The sequence below is a fragment of the Pseudomonas sivasensis genome, from assembly GCF_013778505.1.
Classification (GTDB): domain Bacteria; phylum Pseudomonadota; class Gammaproteobacteria; order Pseudomonadales; family Pseudomonadaceae; genus Aquipseudomonas; species Aquipseudomonas sivasensis.
In genome coordinates, this window is the sequence record NZ_JAAOWU010000001.1 from 471,864 (window position 1) to 487,719 (window position 15,856).

Sequence of the window (15,856 nt, forward strand, 5' to 3'; positions counted from 1 at the left end):
CATGCGCGTACTGATTGTTGAAGATGAAGAAAAAACCGCCGACTACCTGCACCGCGGCCTGACGGAACAGGGCTACACCGTCGACGTGGCCCGCGAAGGCGTCGAAGGTCTCCACTTGGCGCTGGAGAACGATTACGCGGTGATCGTGCTCGACGTGATGCTGCCCGGCCTCGACGGCTTTGGCGTACTGCGTGCCTTGCGTGCGCGCAAGCAGACGCCAGTCATCATGCTCACCGCCCGCGAGCGCGTGGAAGACCGCATACGCGGGCTGCGCGAAGGCGCCGACGATTATCTGGGCAAGCCGTTCTCGTTTCTCGAACTGGTGGCGCGCCTGCAAGCCCTGACCCGGCGCAGCGGTGGTCATGAGCCGGTGCAAGTCACCGTCGCCGACCTGTGGATTGACCTGATCAGCCGCAAAGCCAGCCGCAACGGTGTGCGCCTGGACCTGACGGCCAAGGAGTTCTCGCTGCTCAGCGTGTTGGCGCGGCGCCAGGGTGAAATTCTGTCCAAGACAGCGATTGCAGAGATGGTCTGGGACATCAATTTCGACAGCGACGCCAATGTGGTCGAAGTCGCGATCAAGCGCCTGCGCGCCAAGCTGGATGGGCCGTTCGAACACAAATTGCTGCACACCATTCGTGGCATGGGTTATGTGCTGGAGAACCGCAGTGCCGTCTAATTCCATCGCCTTGCGCCTGAGTGGCATGTTCACGTTGGTGGCGCTGCTGATTTTTGTGTTGATCGGTGGCGCGCTGTACCAGCAGGTCGACCGCAGCCTCGGATTGTTGCCGGGCGCGGAACTGGATGCGCGCTACAGCGTGCTGGAGTCCTCGGTGAACCGCTTCGGCACGCCGGACCATTGGGTGAAGATCAAGGCCAAGCTCAAACTATTGAGCGAGGAAGACAAGCGCATCCGCTTCTGGGTAGTCAGCACTGATCCGAACTTCGAGTATGGCGAACCGGATGCGCAGATCCGCGCCTTCGCCGAGGGCCCGAGCGGCAAGCGCGATTTGCATCTGCCGGGCTACACCCATCCGTTCAAAGTGCTGGTGAGCCAGTTTCCAGCCAAGGACCAGCGCCCGCCGTTGCGCTTCATGATTGCCATCGACACCGAGAACTTCCGCGCCACTCAGCATCACTTGCTGGTGGCATTGGTCAGCCTTGCGCTGGTTGGCGTGGTGCTGGCTGCGCTGTTGGGGTTCTGGGTGTCGCGCATTGGCCTCAAGCCCCTGGGTAGACTCTCGGATGAAGCGCGCAAACTCGCGCCGCCAAAACTCTCCGGACGCCTGCAACTGTCGCCACTCCCCCCGGAGCTCAAGCAGTTCGTCAACTCGTTCAACTCCACCCTCGACCGCGTTGAGCAGGCCTACTCGCGCCTGGAATCCTTTAACGCCGATGTGGCCCATGAACTGCGTTCACCGCTGACCAATCTGATCGGCCAGACCCAAGTGGCGCTGACCCGTGGGCGTTCGGCCGAGCATTATCTGGAAGTGCTGGAGTCGAACCTGGAAGAGCTGGAACGCCTGCGTTCGATCATCAACGACATGCTGTTCCTCGCCAGCGCCGACCAGGGCAGCAAGGCCACCAAGCTGATCGAAAGCTCCCTGGCCGATGAGGTGGCGACCACGCTCGACTACCTGGACTTCATTCTCGAAGACGCTCAGGTGCGGGTGCAGGTCCACGGCGACGCCCAGGTACAGATCGAAAAAGCCCACCTGCGCCGTGCGCTGATCAACCTGTTGAGCAATGCGGTTCAGCACACGGCGCCGGGGCAGGTGATCGATGTGAGCATTGACGTGCTGGACCATCAGGTGGCCATCGCCGTGACCAACCCCGGCGAGGCAATTGCTGGCGAGCACCTGCCACGGTTGTTCGAGCGGTTTTATCGGGTGGACGCCTCGCGTAGCAACAGCGGGGCGAATCATGGATTGGGGCTGGCGATCGTCAAGGCGATTGCGTTGATGCACGGTGGCGACGTGTTTGTGCGCAGCGAACAGGGGGGCAATACCTTCGGCATTACTCTGCCGATGTAGGCCGCCCACATGGAATCAGACCCAATCACTGTTGCGATTTGGGCAACAGTCATTCTCTTGTTACACTCTATATCGTACCGCTCACCTGCGTTAATTTGACGCATCGATGAGCGCGGCGGCAAAGGCAGCTACCCGCTTACCCGAATTTCCCTCGACTTATTTCCAGGGCTCTACACTGGGAATCTGTCTTAAAGCCGCTGATATCAGCGGCTTTTTTTTGCCGTAAAAAAGGCCAGGCACACCCCCACGACATTGGCCGTTTTCGATAGACCAAAGGAGCCTTACCGGTGAAGAACTCGCTGACGTTCACCCCGTTATTCCTCGCGATTGCAGCAACGATCGTCCCCCTTGCCCACGCGGCAGACACTACCCCTACTGAAGGTTTCATCGAGGGCTCGCACCTCAACATCAACACCCGCAACTACTACATGAACCGCGACCGTCGTGACATTCATACCGATGACAGCAAGGAGTGGGGCCAAGGCTTTCTCGGCACTTTCGAATCCGGCTACACCCAAGGCACCGTCGGCTTCGGCCTGGATGCCCACGCCATGCTCGGCCTCAAACTCGACGGCGGTGGCGGCACTGACGGCTCCAGCATTCTTCCCTACGGCAGTACTGACGGCAGCGGCAAAGCCCCCGGATCGTTCTCCACCGCTGGCGCTACTTTGAAGATGCGTGCCTTTGATACCGAGTTGAAGGCCGGTGATCTGTTCCTCAACAACCCGGTCATCGCGGGCGGCCAGACGCGCATGCTGCCGCAGACTTTCCGCGGCGTGAGCCTAAGCAATCACAGCTTCGACGGTTGGATGTTCGAAGGCGGCCAGGCCAGCTTCACCAAGCTCTACAACCAGAGCGGCCACCGTCGCATTGGCACCAGCTACGGCGCGCTGCCGACTAACACCGACAGCCAGCACATGAACTGGGCCGGCGTTTCGTTCAGCGGCATTCCCGGCCTGACCAGCAACCTGTACGCCTCCGAACTCAAGGACGTGTGGCACCAGTACTACTACGACCTGGACTACACCTACGCACTCAATGACCTGGTCAGCCTCAACCCGGGTCTGCACTACTACCACACCCAAGACACCGGCCAGTCGTTGCTCGGCGGCATCGACAACAACACCTACAGCCTGCATTTCACCGTGGGCGTGGGTAATCACAGCGTCACCGCCGCTTACCAGCGGGTCAACGGAAACACGCCGTTCGACTACATCGCTCAGGGCGACAGCGTGTACCTGGATAACTCCCAACAATACTCGGACTTCAACGGCCCCAACGAGCGCTCGTGGAAGCTCAAGTACGCCTATGACTTCGCCGGCCTCGGTATGCCCGGGCTGACCTCGGCGGTGTCCTACATCAGTGGCAAGACCGACCTGACCAAGGTCGACCCGCAAAGCCGAGGCTACAGCGCCTGGTACAGCGCCGATGGCAAAGACGCCAAGCACTGGGAACGGGATATCGACGTGAAATACGTGGTGCAAGGCGGCAAGGCCAAGGATTTGGCAATGCGTTTTCAATGGGCAACCAACCGCGGCAGCAATGGTTATTCGGCGGTTGACCGGGACGTGGATGAATATCGGGTGATTATCGACTACCCGATCAACGTGTTCTGACCCCTGGAATCTTTCTTTTTAGCCAATGATTTAATTTTCATCGGGTAGAACTAAACTGCCAGCATTCACACCGCTGAAGTCTGCCCGATGAGTCAACGCCCTGTTCGTACCTCGCCTGCACATCCTGAGCTTTTTCTGATTCTGGGCAGCGGCCTCACGGTCGCCCTGATTGTGATTATCGTTGCGGCGTTGTTGGTCCGCGAACACGCCAGCACCCTTCAGGAAGCCAAACGTTCAACCACCAACATTGCCCAACTGATCAATGCCGACGTGCTGCGCAACGTTGAATTGTATGACCTGGCACTCAAAGGGCTGATCGCGGCCAAACAACGTGAAGACCTGTCCCAGGTGGCCGCGAGTATCCAGCATCTGGTGCAGTTCGACCTCGCCACCGCAGCGCCTTTCAAGGGCGAAGTGCTGTTATTGGACCCCAACGGCGCCGTTATCGCAGACTCATCAACGCTGCAGCCGACGCCGCGTAATTTTTCTAACCGCGATTATTTCCAGGTGCACGTAAAGGACAGCCAGGCCGGTTTGTTCATCAGCCGACCGTTCAAAATCCATTGCGACTGTGACCAGGTCTGGCGCATGGCATTCAGCCGGCGAGTATCGGGACCCAACGGTGAGTTTGCCGGCGTTGCGGTCGCGACCATGCGTCTGGCGTATTTCGACCAACTGTTCAACACCCTGACCATCGGCAACGGCAGCAGCGTCAACCTGCTCAACAACAAAGGCATTTTGTTGGCCCAACAGCCGCTGCTCGAACGCGACATGATCGATAAGGACTTGAGCGAGCGACCGAACTTCAAGCGCATGCTGAGTGAAGGCAGTGGCAGCTTCCAAGCCATCTCGGCTCTCAGCGGCAAGGAGCGCCTGTACACGTTCACCAACGTCGGGGAATTACCGCTGATCGTGGTAGTGGCACTGTCCAGTGAAGATGTATTCGCCCCTTGGAAACGCGCCGCGCTGCTGACCAGTGGCGCCACCGGCATCCTGTGTATAGGTCTGTTGTGGCTGACCTGGATGCTGCGTCGTGAACTGCGACGACGCTACCGCGCAGAACGGGTGCTGTCAGAACTGGCAGCCACCGACGCCCTCACCGGCCTGCCCAACCGCCGCATTCTGGATGAACGCCTGCGCCTGGAATGGGACCGCGCCCAACGCTCAACGGAGCCGATGACGCTTCTGATGATTGACGTGGACCACTTCAAGGCTTTTAACGATCGCCATGGCCATAAGGGGGGCGATGAAGCCTTACGCTCCGTGGCCCAAGTGATCGGCGGCAACATTCGTCGCCCTGCTGATCTGGCGGCGCGCTATGGCGGTGAGGAATTTGCAGTGGTGCTTCCGATTACCGATGCCAAGGGCGCACAGGTAATCGCCGAGCACATCCGCAGCAGCGTCGAACACTTACCGCGGATAGCCGGGGATGAGCGGCCGATTACTGTGAGTATTGGTATGAGCACCTGGGATAAGCACAGTCGTATGTCGTTGGAAGCATTGCTGCTGAGTGCGGACCAGGCGTTGTATGAGGCCAAGCATACGGGGCGTAATCGGATCGTGGATGCAGCCACGCTGTCATGAGGCATCAGACTAATGTCCACAGAAGACTTGCTGTCACAGCATTACTCACTACAACAGGCCCGCTTGCCACAGCAAGTCTGTTCACCAGAAAAACAGCCATAAAAAAAGGCCACCCGAAGGCAGCCTTTAAAAACTAAAGAAAGAGAGTTGTTACTTACACCGCCGCAACGGGACGCATGTAAGAGATCGGTGCGGTGCTGGCATCTTCGAAGGTCACGACTTCCCAAGCGTCTGTCTGCTCAATCAACTTGCGCAGCAGCTGGTTGTTAAGGGCGTGGCCCGACTTGAAGCCTTTGAACTCGCCTATCAGGCTATTGCCCAGCAGGTAGAGGTCACCGATTGCATCGAGGATCTTGTGCTTCACGAATTCGTCTTCGTAGCGAAGGCCGTCTTCGTTCAGTACACCATCCGCGTCGACCACAATGGCGTTTTCAACGCTGCCGCCGAGTGCGAGGTTGTGCTTGCGCAGGTACTCGATGTCACTCATGAAACCAAAGGTACGGGCGCGGCTGACTTCTTTTACGAACGAAGTGCTGGAAAAATCCACGCTTGCACTTTGGGTGCGGTCACGGAATACCGGGTGATCGAAATCGATCTCAAAGCTCACTTTAAAGCCTTCGAACGGGACGAAGGTGGCGCGCTTGTCGCCGTCTTCTACTGTCACTTCCCGCAGAATGCGTATGAACTTCTTGGCTGCGTCCTGTTCTTCCAGGCCGGCAGATTGAATCAAGAATACGAAGGGTCCAGCGCTGCCATCCATGATAGGGACTTCGGACGCGGAGAGCTCGACGTAGGCGTTATCGATGCCCAGGCCAGCCATGGCCGAGAGCAAGTGCTCCACCGTGTCCACTTTGACGTCACCGTTGACCAATGTGGTCGACATAGTGGTTTCGCCAACGTTTTCCGCGCGAGCAGGAATCTGCACCACAGGGTCCAGGTCGGCACGAACAAACACGATGCCGGTGTCGACAGGTGCAGGTTTGAGGGTCAGGTATACCTTCTCCCCGGAGTGCAGACCTACACCTGTGGCACGGATAATATTCTTCAGGGTGCGTTGTTTAATCATGGCTTGGACCGCTTGAGCGCAAATTGCGAACTGGTATCAACAAAGGCTGGCGATAATAGCAGACCAGACCTTTGCTGAACACCAATCACCTTCATAGCCCTGATACATTCCATCAATCGGCCTGACGACGCAGGAATGCCGGGATGTCCAGGTAGTCCAGGTCATCTTGCGGATTCGGGCTACGGGACGCCGCAGCACCGGCCTGAGCCTGGTTGCGCATCACGGTCGGACGATCCAGGTCACGGTAGTTCACCGACGGCATTTCCGGGCGCACAGGCGCTGGAGCTGCAGCCGATTGGCTGGCGTGGCTGGCATGGTTTGTATGAACGGTGTTGTCGATAACCTTTACAGGCTTCTCGATTTTCGCGCCCAGGCCGGTAGCAACCACAGTCACGTGCAGTTCGTCGCGCATGTCTGGATCGATAACGGTACCGACTTTGACCATCGCGTGCTCGGAAGCGAAGGCTTCGATGATGCTACCCACGTCGGAGTACTCACCCAGGGACAGGTCAGGACCGGCAGTGATGTTCACCAGGATGCCGCGTGCGCCTTGCAGGTTCACGTCTTCCAGCAGCGGGTTGCGGATGGCCGCTTCGGTGGCTTCACGTGCACGGTTAGGACCGCTGGCGCAGCCAGTGCCCATCATCGCCATGCCCATTTCGCTCATGACAGTACGTACGTCGGCAAAGTCGACGTTGATCATGCCTGGGCGTTTGATGATGTCGGAAATACCGCGAACGGCACCGGCCAGTACATCGTCAGCCTTGGCGAACGCGGACAGCAGGCTTGCGTCCTTGCCCAGGATGGTCAGCAATTTCTCGTTAGGAATGGTGATCAACGAGTCGACGCTTTCAGACAGCAGACGGATACCTTCGTCGGCGATCTGCATGCGCTTGCGACCTTCGAACGGGAACGGACGGGTCACGACTGCAACCGTCAGAATGCCCATTTCCTTGGCCACTTCGGCAATGATCGGGGCCGCACCGGTACCGGTACCGCCGCCCATGCCAGTGGTGATGAACACCATGTTGGTGCCTTGCAGCACTTCGGCAATACGCTCACGGTCTTCCAAAGCGGCTTGACGGCCAACTTCCGGATTGGCGCCAGCGCCGAGGCCCTTGGTCACAGCAGTGCCCAATTGCAGGATGGTCCGCGCGCCGATGCTTTTCAGCGCCTGGGCATCAGTGTTGGCGCAGATGAACTCAACGCCTTCAATGTTGCTCTTGACCATATGGTTGACAGCGTTGCCGCCGCCACCGCCGACACCGATCACTTTGATGACCGGGCTGGCGGGGATGTTGTCTACGAGTTCGAACATGTTCCCTCTCCTTTCGTTATCTCTAGTTTTTTCGCCTACTGCTTACATCGGTGTTGCGGTAAAGCTTTAGAAATTGCCTTTTACCCAAGCCTGCAACCGTTCGAACAACGGCGCTTTGGCCTCGTCGTCGCTGCGGTAGCTGTCACGGATGCTCGGGCCCGACAGGGAAATGCCGTCGGTCTGCTTTTGCAGTCCGTACAACAGCAAGCCCACACCGGTGGAATAAATCGGGTTGCGCACCACGTCTCCCAGGCCTTTGACGCCATGGGGCACGCCCAGGCGGACCGGCATGTGGAAGATTTCCTCGGCCAGTTCGACCGCGCCTTCCATCTTCGAGGTGCCACCCGTCAGCACGATGCCGGCCGGGATCAAATCTTCGTAGCCACTGCGACGCAGTTCAGCCTGGATCAGGGTGAACAGCTCGTCGTAACGCGGCTCGACCACTTCGGCCAAAGCCTGGCGCGACAGTTCGCGCGGTGGACGGTCGCCCACGCTCGGAACCTTGATGGTTTCGCCGGCACCGGCCAGCTTGGCCAGGGCGCAGGCGTAGCGGATCTTGATTTCTTCGGCGTACTGGGTCGGTGTACGCAACGCCATGGCGATGTCGTTGGTAACCTGGTCGCCTGCAATCGGGATTACGGCGGTGTGACGGATCGCACCCTCGGTGAAGATCGCGATGTCGGTGGTGCCGCCGCCGATGTCCACCAGGCACACGCCCAGCTCTTTCTCGTCGTCGGTCAGTACCGAGTACGCAGACGCCAGTTGCTCAAGAATGATGTCGTCGATTTCCAGGCCGCAGCGGCGCACGCATTTTTCAATGTTCTGTGCAGCGTTGACAGCGCAGGTCACCACGTGGACCTTGGCTTCCAGACGTACGCCCGACATGCCCAGAGGCTCGCGAACGCCTTCCTGGTTATCGATCACGTAATCCTGCGGCAGGGTGTGCAGCACGCGCTGATCGGCCGGGATCGCCACGGCCTGGGCGGCGTCGAGGACGCGCTCAAGGTCGGCGGCGCTGACTTCACGGTCACGGATCGCCACGATGCCGTGAGAGTTCAGGCTACGGATATGGTTGCCCGCGACGCCGACAAACGCCGAGTGAATCCGGCAACCGGCCATCAGCTGCGCTTCTTCGATAGCGCGCTGGATCGATTGCACAGTGGACTCGATGTTCACCACCACGCCCTTCTTCAGGCCCCGGGACGGATGCGTGCCAATACCGACGATTTCGATCGCGCCGTCTTCCCCGACCTCGCCCACCAGCGCCACCACTTTGGAGGTGCCGATATCGAGACCGACGATCATTTTGCCGCTTTGCACGTTTGCCATGGGTCCTGCCTCTTCTTAATTCTTCGCGACAGCGGGTTGCGCTGCCGTGGGCGCAGCCGGTTCACGCCAGCCGACGGCAAGGCCGTTGGCGTAACGCAGGTCGACGCTCGCAATGTTCGTAATCTGTTCTTTCAAGGTCTTGTCGTAGATGGCAATGAAACGGCGCATCTTTTCCACCAAGCGGTCGCGTCCCAGCAACAACTGGATGCCCGGGCCGGAACTGCCTGCCCCGGTCGTCAAAAACCAGCTACCCCGTTCACGCAGTTCCAGGCGTGCAATGGAGAAGCCCATTGGCCGCAGCATCTGGCTCAAGGCCTGGTACTGCTGCATTACTTGCTGCTGCGCCCGCTGCGGCCCGAACAGCTGCGGCAGGTGCTCATAGTTGGCCAGCTCACGCGGGGTGAACGCCTGGCCCTGGTTGTTCAACAGCGCTTCATCACCCCAACGGGCCACGGGCAGTTGTTCCTCCAGGCGGATCGTCACCTGGTCCGGCCACACACGTCGGACTTCGGCGTGGGCGATCCACGGCATCTGTTCCAGCTCACCGCGCATACCGGCCAGGTCGATGGTGAAGAAGCTCGCGGCCAGGTACGGGCCAATGCGCTGCTGCACCGCTTGCTGGCTGATGTAGCTCAAGTCGCCCTGCACGCTGATCTTGGTGATCGGACGGTCGGCGTACGGCAATAGACGCTGCGCACCTTCGTAAGTGCCGAAACCCAATGCCACCAGCAGCACCGGCCAGAACAGCGCCTTGAGGAAACCAAAGTTGGCTTTCGGCAGGCGCGCCGACATCGGCTCTTTAGCCACCATTCGGCTGGCACCCCGTGGCACCGGCTTGCGGCTCGGTGCTTGTGGGGGCTGATGACGAAGCGATGCGCCTTTCATGTCCTTAGCCTCTTGGCTCAATGCTGGCGGCAAGAATTGCCAGCACCAACTGCTGGAAATCCAAGCCGGCTGCGCGAGCGGCCATAGGTACCAGGCTGTGGTCGGTCATGCCTGGCGCAGTGTTGACTTCCAGGAACCAGAATTCCCCCTGGTCATCCTGCATCACGTCTGCCCGCGCCCAGCCGGCGATACCCAGCGCCTCACAGGCCTTCGCCGTGAGGTCCATCAATTCCTGTTCCTTGGCTGCGTCAAGGCCGCATGGGACCCGATACTGGGTATCGGATGCCAGGTACTTGGCGTCGTAGTCGTAAAAGGTGTGGGGCGTGCCCAATGCGATAGGCGGCAATACTTGGCCACGCAGGGTGGCGATGGTGTACTCGGGACCCTGGATCCACTGTTCCACCAACACTTGCGAATCGTAGGTACTTGCCGCTTTCCATGCGTCGATCAATTCGGCGGCCGAGTTCACTTTGGCCATGCCGATACTGGAGCCTTCATGGGCTGGTTTGACGATCAAAGGCAGGCCCAGTTCCTTGGCTGCAGAAATACAATCGTCTTCGCTGCACAGAACAGCGTGACGCGGGGTTGGAATACCCAGGCTGTGCCATACCTGCTTGGTGCGCAACTTGTCCATGGCCAGTGCCGAGGCGAGGATGCCACTGCCGGTGTAAGGAATACCGGCGCATTCCAGCAGACCCTGCATGCTGCCGTCTTCACCGCCACGGCCGTGAAGAATAATGAAGGCGCGGTCGATCTTTTCGGCCTGCAGGCGGGCGAGGAAGTCATCGCCTACGTCGATACCAAACGCATTCACGCCGGCGCTTTGCAGGGCTTCGAGCACGGCGTTGCCGGACTTGAGCGACACTTCGCGCTCGGCGCTCTTGCCGCCGAACAGCACCGCCACACGGCCGAAGTCGGCTGGCGCGATTGTCGAAAACAGGGAGCCGTAGTCAGTGGTCATTTCGACTTCCCCTTCTCGGCGGCAAACAGCGGGCTCGCCAATAGTTTAGGGGCAAGGCCGCCGATATCACCTGCGCCTTGGCACAGCAGAATGTCACCAGCGCGCAGCAGCGGTTTGACGATCGGTGCCAGGTCCACACCGCGCTCGATGTAGATCGGGTCAAGCTGACCACGCTGACGAATGCTGTTGCACAGCTTGCGGCTATCGGCGCCCGGGATCGGTTCTTCACCGGCCGGGTAAACCTCCATCAACAGCAGCACGTTGGCATCGGCCAATACATTGACGAAGTCGTCATACAGATCGCGGGTCCGGCTGTAGCGGTGCGGTTGGTAGACCATCACCAGGCGGCGCTCCGGCCAACCACCGCGCACGGCCTTGATCACTGCGGCAACTTCAGTCGGGTGGTGACCGTAGTCGTCCACCAGCATCACGTCGCCACCCTCTACCGGCAGTTGGCCGTAGACTTGGAAACGACGGCCGACACCCGCAAAACGCGACAGGCCTTCCACGATGGCTTCATCGCTGACGCCTTCATCGGAAGCGATGCAGATGGTCGCCAGGGAATTCAATACGTTGTGGTTGCCCGGCATGTTCACCGACACATCCAGCGGCTCACGGTCAGGACGCAGCACGGTGAAGAAGGTTTGCATGCCTTCCTGGCGCACATTGATCGCACGCACGTCGGCGTCTTCGCTGAAGCCGTAAGTCACGGTCGGACGCTTGACCAGCGGCAGGATTTCACGCACTACCGGATCGTCCAGGCATACCACGGCCAAACCGTAGAACGGCAGGTTATGCAGAAACTCAACGAAGGTTTTCTTCAACTTGTTGAAGTCACCGTCGTAGGTCGCCATGTGGTCTTCGTCAATGTTGGTCACGACGGCCACAAGCGGTTGCAGGTGCAGGAAGCTCGCGTCGCTTTCATCGGCTTCGGCGATCAGGTAGCGGCTGGTGCCGAGCTGGGCATTGGTGCCGGCTGCATTCAGGCGGCCACCAATAACGAAGGTCGGGTCCAGGCCACCAGCGGCGAACACCGAAGCGATCAGGCTGGTCGTGGTGGTCTTGCCGTGGGTACCGGCGACGGCGATGCCGTGGCGATAACGCATCAACTCGGCCAGCATCTCGGCACGTGGCACCACGGGAATGCGGCGTTCAAGGGCGGTGGCCACTTCCGGGTTGGAAGTGTTCACGGCGCTGGACACCACCAGCACGTCGGCCTCAGCGGCGTTCTCAGCGCGGTGGCCGATGAAAATCTGTGCGCCAAACGACTTCAGGCGCTCGGTGACCGGCGACTCTTTCAAGTCCGAGCCGGACACTTGGTAGCCCAAGTTCAGTAACACTTCGGCAATGCCGCACATGCCCACGCCGCCGATACCGACGAAGTGGATGCGACGGATGCGGCGCATCTCGGGTTGTGGCATGGCTTTCTGATTCTCAACCATGGGCCACCTCCAGGCAGATATCCACCACGGTGCGGGTTGCGTCAGGTTTGGCCAGGCGGCTTGCGGTGCTCGCCATGTTGTTGAGTCGTTCCGGTTGCATCAAAACCTCGGTCAGGCGTGCGGCCAAATCGGCGGCGCCAGTCGTTCTTTGCGGCAGCAGGAAGGCAGCGCCCTCCCCGGCCAAATATTCGGCGTTGCGGGTCTGGTGATCGTCGATGGCGTGGGGCAAAGGCACCAGCAAGGACGGCAGACCGGCGGCGGCCAGTTCACTGACGGTCAGCGCACCAGCGCGACAGACCACCAGGTCGGCCCAGCCATAGGCATGGGCCATGTCTTTGATGAAAGGCTGTACGTTCGCCTCAACACCGGCCTCGCGATAACGCGTGGCGGTGATTTCATCGTGGTTCTTGCCGGCCTGATGGAAGATCTCCGGGCGCAATTCCACAGGGAGTTGCGCCACCGCTTCCGGTAGCAATTTGTTCAATGGCTCAGCGCCCAGGCTTCCGCCCAGGATCAGCAGGTGCGCCTTGCGACCCGCGAGCGCTTCGCGGGCGATGGCCATAAACAGCTCGGTGCGCACCGGGTTGCCGGTGGTACGGCGCTTATCCGACACACTGAAAGTGTTGGGAAACGCTTCACACACCCGCGCAGCCAACGGCACCAGCAAGCGGTTGGCGGTGCCGGCCACAGCGTTCTGCTCGTGCACGATCACCGGCACACCGGCGAGCTTGGCCGCGACGCCGCCAGGGCCGGTTACATAACCACCAAAACCGAGCACACACACTGGCTGCAATTCACGGATGACCTTGCGCGCCTGCCACACCGCCTTGAGCAAGACGAAAGGTGCCTTGAGCAAGGACAACTTGCCTTTGCCGCGCAGGCCTGTGACGTTGATCAGATGCAACGGCAAGCCGGCACTCGGTACCAATTCGTTTTCGATACCGCGCGGCGTGCCCAACCAATGCACGGTGTAGCCACGGTTCTGGAACTCGCGCGCACACGCTAGGGCTGGGAATACGTGGCCCCCAGTGCCGCCAGCCATGATCAGCACATTAGCGCCCATGGGTCGGCTCCTCGGCGAAGTCGCTTTCGCTGAACTCCATCTCTTCGCTGCCCAAGTGGGTTCGACTCTCCCACTCGATGCGCAGCAACAAGCCCAGACAGGCGCAGCAAATCACCAGCGAACTGCCGCCGTAACTGAGGAACGGCAAGGTCAGCCCCTTGGTCGGCAGCAGGCCGACGTTCACACCGATATTGATCAAGAACTGGCCGATCCACAGGAACGACAAGCCGTACGCCACATAGGCGGCGAAATACTGTTTGGCCTTCTCGGCCCACAAGCCGATGTACATGCCGCGTACACACACGAACACAAACAGCGCGACGGTGCACAGCGAACCAACCACGCCCAACTCTTCGGCGAGTACCGAGAACACGAAGTCGGTGTGGGCTTCCGGAAGGTAGAACTGCTTCTGCACGCTATTGCCCAGGCCAACGCCCAGCCACTCACCACGACCAAAGGCGATCAACGCCTGGGTCAATTGATAGCCGGAGCCAAACTGGTCGGACCACGGGTCGGTAAAGGTAATCAGACGCGCCATCCGGTAGGGTTGCGCCTGCACCAGGATGGTCACGGCCGCCACTGCCAGCACCACCATCAAACTGAAGCGGAACAGGCCCACGCCGCCGAGGAACAGCATCGCCGCGGCCGCGCCCATCATCACGACGGTGGCGCCGAAGTCGGGCTCCATCAGCAACAGGCCGGCCATGGGCAAAAGCACGATGAATGGTTTGAAGAAGCCCATCCAGCTTTCGCGCACTTCCTTCTGACGACGCACCAGGTAACCGGCGAGATAGATCACCACGAACACCTTGGCGATTTCAGACGGTTGCACGTTGAACGCGCCGAAACCAATCCAGCGCATCGAGCCGTTCACCTCGCGGCCGATACCCGGCACGATCACCATGACCAGCAAGCCAAACGCGCCGATCAGCATCAGCCAACCGAGACGCTGCCAGGTGGCGATGGGGATCATCATGGTGACGATGCACGCACCCAGACCGATGATCAGGTACACCAAGTGACGGATCATCATGTACAAGGTGTTGCCCGACTGCACGGCAGCCACTTCGGAAGAGGCCGAGGTGATCATCACCAGGCCCAGGCCCAGCAGCGCGAGGCAACCGGCGAGCATTGGGAAATCGAGGTCGATGCCGCGCCCGGTAATGATCGGCGACGGGTACGGCTTAATGATGTTTCTGAAATCAATGCTCATGCCAAGCCCTCCACGGCGCGGGCGAACAACTGGCCGCGCTCTTCGTAGTTCTTGAACATGTCGAAACTGGCGCACGCCGGCGACAGCAGTACCGCATCGCCTGGTTGGGCCAGGGCTTTGCATTGGGCAATGGCGTCGTCCAAGGAGGTGGCACGCACCTGTGGCACGGCGTCACCAAGCGCGGCGGCGATCAAGTCGGAGTCGCGGCCCATCAAGACCACGGCGCGGCAATGCGCGGCCACCGGTGCCTTGAGATCTTTGAAATCGGCGCCCTTGCCATCGCCACCGGCGATCAGCACCAGCTTGCCGTCGATATCGGCGCCAAGCCCTTCGATCGCAGCCAGTGCGGCGCCGACGTTGGTGGCTTTGGAGTCGTTGTAATAGCTGACGCCATCGAGATCACGCACCCACTGGCAGCGGTGTTCAAGACCGGCGAAGGTGCGCAGGCTGGAGAGCATCGCGTCGAATGGCAGGCCAACGGCATGGCCAAGCGCCAATGCCGCCAGGGCGTTGGACTGATTATGGGCACCACGAATTTTCAGCTCGCGCACTGGCATCAGGTTCTGAAATTCGAAGGCCAGGTATTTCTCGCCGTTCTCTTCGCGGATACCGAAGGCCTTGAAGTCGGGCTTGCCCAAACCGAAGGTCCAGCAGGGCATGCCCTCGCCCATCAGCGGACGGCTCAGGGCATCCTGGCGGTTGACCACAAATTGCTTGGCGCCGCGGAAGATCCGGTGCTTGGCCAGATGATATGCCGGCAGGCCGCTGTAGCGGTCCATGTGGTCTTCGCTGACGTTCAGAACAGTGGCGACTTCGGCGCCGAGGTCATGGGTGGTTTCCAGCTGGAAACTAGACAGTTCCATCACGTACAGCTCGATGTCGTCGCTGAGCAGGTCCAGCGCCGGGGTGCCGAGGTTACCGCCCACGGCCACGCGCTTGCCGGCCGCCATCGCCATCTCACCGACCAGTGTGGTCACGGTGCTTTTCGCGTTGGAACCGCTGATGGCTACTATCGGCGCCTTCGCGTTACGCGCGAACAGGTCGATATCGCCGGACAGCTTCACGCCACGGGCCGCTGCGGCTTGCAGGGCCGGTGTCGCCAGGGCTAGGCCGGGGCTCACGTAGAGCTCATCGGCGCGGCACAGAAACTCGACATCCAACTCGCCACAACGCACTTCCACGTGCGGGTAGTCACGGCGCAGCGTGACCAGCTCCGGTGGATTTTCCCGCGTATCGGCCACGGCAAACGACGTGCCCCGGTTCGCCAGGAAGCGAACCAGGGACATGCCGCTCTTGCCGAGGCCGACAACGATGCGGAAGTGGTCTGAAGCGATCAAGGACACTCG

Annotated in this window: 13 protein-coding genes; 4 read left to right on the forward strand and 9 right to left on the reverse strand. The window is 60.2% G+C overall.

The window, feature by feature from the left end:
• Nucleotide 1 precedes the first annotated feature (1 nt).
• The 4 genes from G9Q84_RS02075 (at nucleotide 2) to G9Q84_RS02090 (ending at nucleotide 5,233) form a co-directional block, all read left to right on the forward strand.
• On the forward strand, nucleotides 2-679 hold the full coding sequence (locus G9Q84_RS02075) for a heavy metal response regulator transcription factor (protein WP_032886331.1): 678 nt from the start codon (nucleotides 2-4) through the stop codon (nucleotides 677-679).
• Nucleotides 669-2,033: a heavy metal sensor histidine kinase gene (locus tag G9Q84_RS02080; RefSeq protein WP_181642824.1), complete on the forward strand. Its 1,365-nt coding sequence runs from the start codon at nucleotides 669-671 to the stop codon at nucleotides 2,031-2,033. Before G9Q84_RS02075 ends, G9Q84_RS02080 begins: the two co-directional genes overlap by 11 nt.
• Before the next feature lie 287 nt (nucleotides 2,034-2,320).
• A complete protein-coding gene (locus G9Q84_RS02085) occupies nucleotides 2,321-3,649 on the forward strand; it encodes an OprD family porin (protein WP_099601153.1) in 1,329 nt (442 codons plus the stop codon).
• A gap of 87 nt (nucleotides 3,650-3,736) precedes the next feature.
• Entirely contained in the window at nucleotides 3,737-5,233 is a 1,497-nt protein-coding gene (locus tag G9Q84_RS02090; RefSeq protein ID WP_181642825.1) for a sensor domain-containing diguanylate cyclase, read from the forward strand.
• 154 nt (nucleotides 5,234-5,387) lie between these two features.
• Here G9Q84_RS02090 and lpxC read toward each other — a convergent pair whose 3' ends face one another.
• The 9 genes from lpxC to murD form a co-directional block, all read right to left on the reverse strand.
• Nucleotides 5,388-6,299: a UDP-3-O-acyl-N-acetylglucosamine deacetylase gene (lpxC, locus tag G9Q84_RS02095; protein ID WP_003171886.1), complete on the reverse strand. Its 912-nt coding sequence runs from the start codon at nucleotides 6,297-6,299 to the stop codon at nucleotides 5,388-5,390.
• Between the two features lie 112 nt (nucleotides 6,300-6,411).
• Nucleotides 6,412-7,617 carry a cell division protein FtsZ gene (gene ftsZ, locus G9Q84_RS02100; RefSeq protein WP_095183868.1) on the reverse strand — a complete coding sequence of 402 codons (1,206 nt, stop codon included), beginning with the start codon at nucleotides 7,615-7,617 and terminating at the stop codon, nucleotides 6,412-6,414.
• 66 nt (nucleotides 7,618-7,683) lie between these two features.
• The gene (ftsA, locus tag G9Q84_RS02105) at nucleotides 7,684-8,946 is read right to left on the reverse strand and encodes a cell division protein FtsA (protein WP_032886326.1); all 1,263 of its coding nucleotides are present in this window, start codon (nucleotides 8,944-8,946) and stop codon (nucleotides 7,684-7,686) included.
• A 15-nt stretch (nucleotides 8,947-8,961) separates the two neighbouring features.
• Nucleotides 8,962-9,831, reverse strand: a complete 870-nt coding sequence (locus tag G9Q84_RS02110; protein WP_032886325.1) for a cell division protein FtsQ/DivIB — start codon at nucleotides 9,829-9,831, stop codon at nucleotides 8,962-8,964.
• Between the two features lie 4 nt (nucleotides 9,832-9,835).
• The gene (locus tag G9Q84_RS02115; protein ID WP_099601151.1) at nucleotides 9,836-10,792 is read right to left on the reverse strand and encodes a D-alanine--D-alanine ligase; all 957 of its coding nucleotides are present in this window, start codon (nucleotides 10,790-10,792) and stop codon (nucleotides 9,836-9,838) included.
• Nucleotides 10,789-12,234: a UDP-N-acetylmuramate--L-alanine ligase gene (gene murC / locus G9Q84_RS02120; RefSeq protein WP_032886323.1), complete on the reverse strand. Its 1,446-nt coding sequence runs from the start codon at nucleotides 12,232-12,234 to the stop codon at nucleotides 10,789-10,791. The genes G9Q84_RS02115 and murC overlap by 4 nt, the downstream gene beginning before the upstream one ends.
• Nucleotides 12,227-13,297: an undecaprenyldiphospho-muramoylpentapeptide beta-N-acetylglucosaminyltransferase gene (gene murG / locus G9Q84_RS02125; protein ID WP_181642826.1), complete on the reverse strand. Its 1,071-nt coding sequence runs from the start codon at nucleotides 13,295-13,297 to the stop codon at nucleotides 12,227-12,229. The genes murC and murG overlap by 8 nt, the downstream gene beginning before the upstream one ends.
• Nucleotides 13,287-14,510 carry a putative lipid II flippase FtsW gene (gene ftsW, locus G9Q84_RS02130; RefSeq protein WP_032886321.1) on the reverse strand — a complete coding sequence of 408 codons (1,224 nt, stop codon included), beginning with the start codon at nucleotides 14,508-14,510 and terminating at the stop codon, nucleotides 13,287-13,289. The genes murG and ftsW overlap by 11 nt, the downstream gene beginning before the upstream one ends.
• The gene (gene murD, locus G9Q84_RS02135; protein ID WP_032886320.1) at nucleotides 14,507-15,853 is read right to left on the reverse strand and encodes a UDP-N-acetylmuramoyl-L-alanine--D-glutamate ligase; all 1,347 of its coding nucleotides are present in this window, start codon (nucleotides 15,851-15,853) and stop codon (nucleotides 14,507-14,509) included. The genes ftsW and murD overlap by 4 nt, the downstream gene beginning before the upstream one ends.
• Nucleotides 15,854-15,856 lie beyond the last annotated feature (3 nt).

Coding starts and splice junctions, on each gene's coding strand:
- G9Q84_RS02115 (WP_099601151.1), bottom strand. CDS start 10,792: ATGACCACTGACTACGGCTCCCTGTTTTCGACAATCGCGCCAGCCGAC.
- G9Q84_RS02090 (WP_181642825.1), top strand. CDS start 3,737: ATGAGTCAACGCCCTGTTCGTACCTCGCCTGCACATCCTGAGCTTTTT.
- murG (WP_181642826.1), bottom strand. CDS start 13,297: ATGGGCGCTAATGTGCTGATCATGGCTGGCGGCACTGGGGGCCACGTA.
- G9Q84_RS02110 (WP_032886325.1), bottom strand. CDS start 9,831: ATGAAAGGCGCATCGCTTCGTCATCAGCCCCCACAAGCACCGAGCCGC.
- ftsA (WP_032886326.1), bottom strand. CDS start 8,946: ATGGCAAACGTGCAAAGCGGCAAAATGATCGTCGGTCTCGATATCGGC.
- murC (WP_032886323.1), bottom strand. CDS start 12,234: ATGGTTGAGAATCAGAAAGCCATGCCACAACCCGAGATGCGCCGCATC.
- ftsZ (WP_095183868.1), bottom strand. CDS start 7,617: ATGTTCGAACTCGTAGACAACATCCCCGCCAGCCCGGTCATCAAAGTG.
- lpxC (WP_003171886.1), bottom strand. CDS start 6,299: ATGATTAAACAACGCACCCTGAAGAATATTATCCGTGCCACAGGTGTA.
- ftsW (WP_032886321.1), bottom strand. CDS start 14,510: ATGAGCATTGATTTCAGAAACATCATTAAGCCGTACCCGTCGCCGATC.
- G9Q84_RS02075 (WP_032886331.1), top strand. CDS start 2: ATGCGCGTACTGATTGTTGAAGATGAAGAAAAAACCGCCGACTACCTG.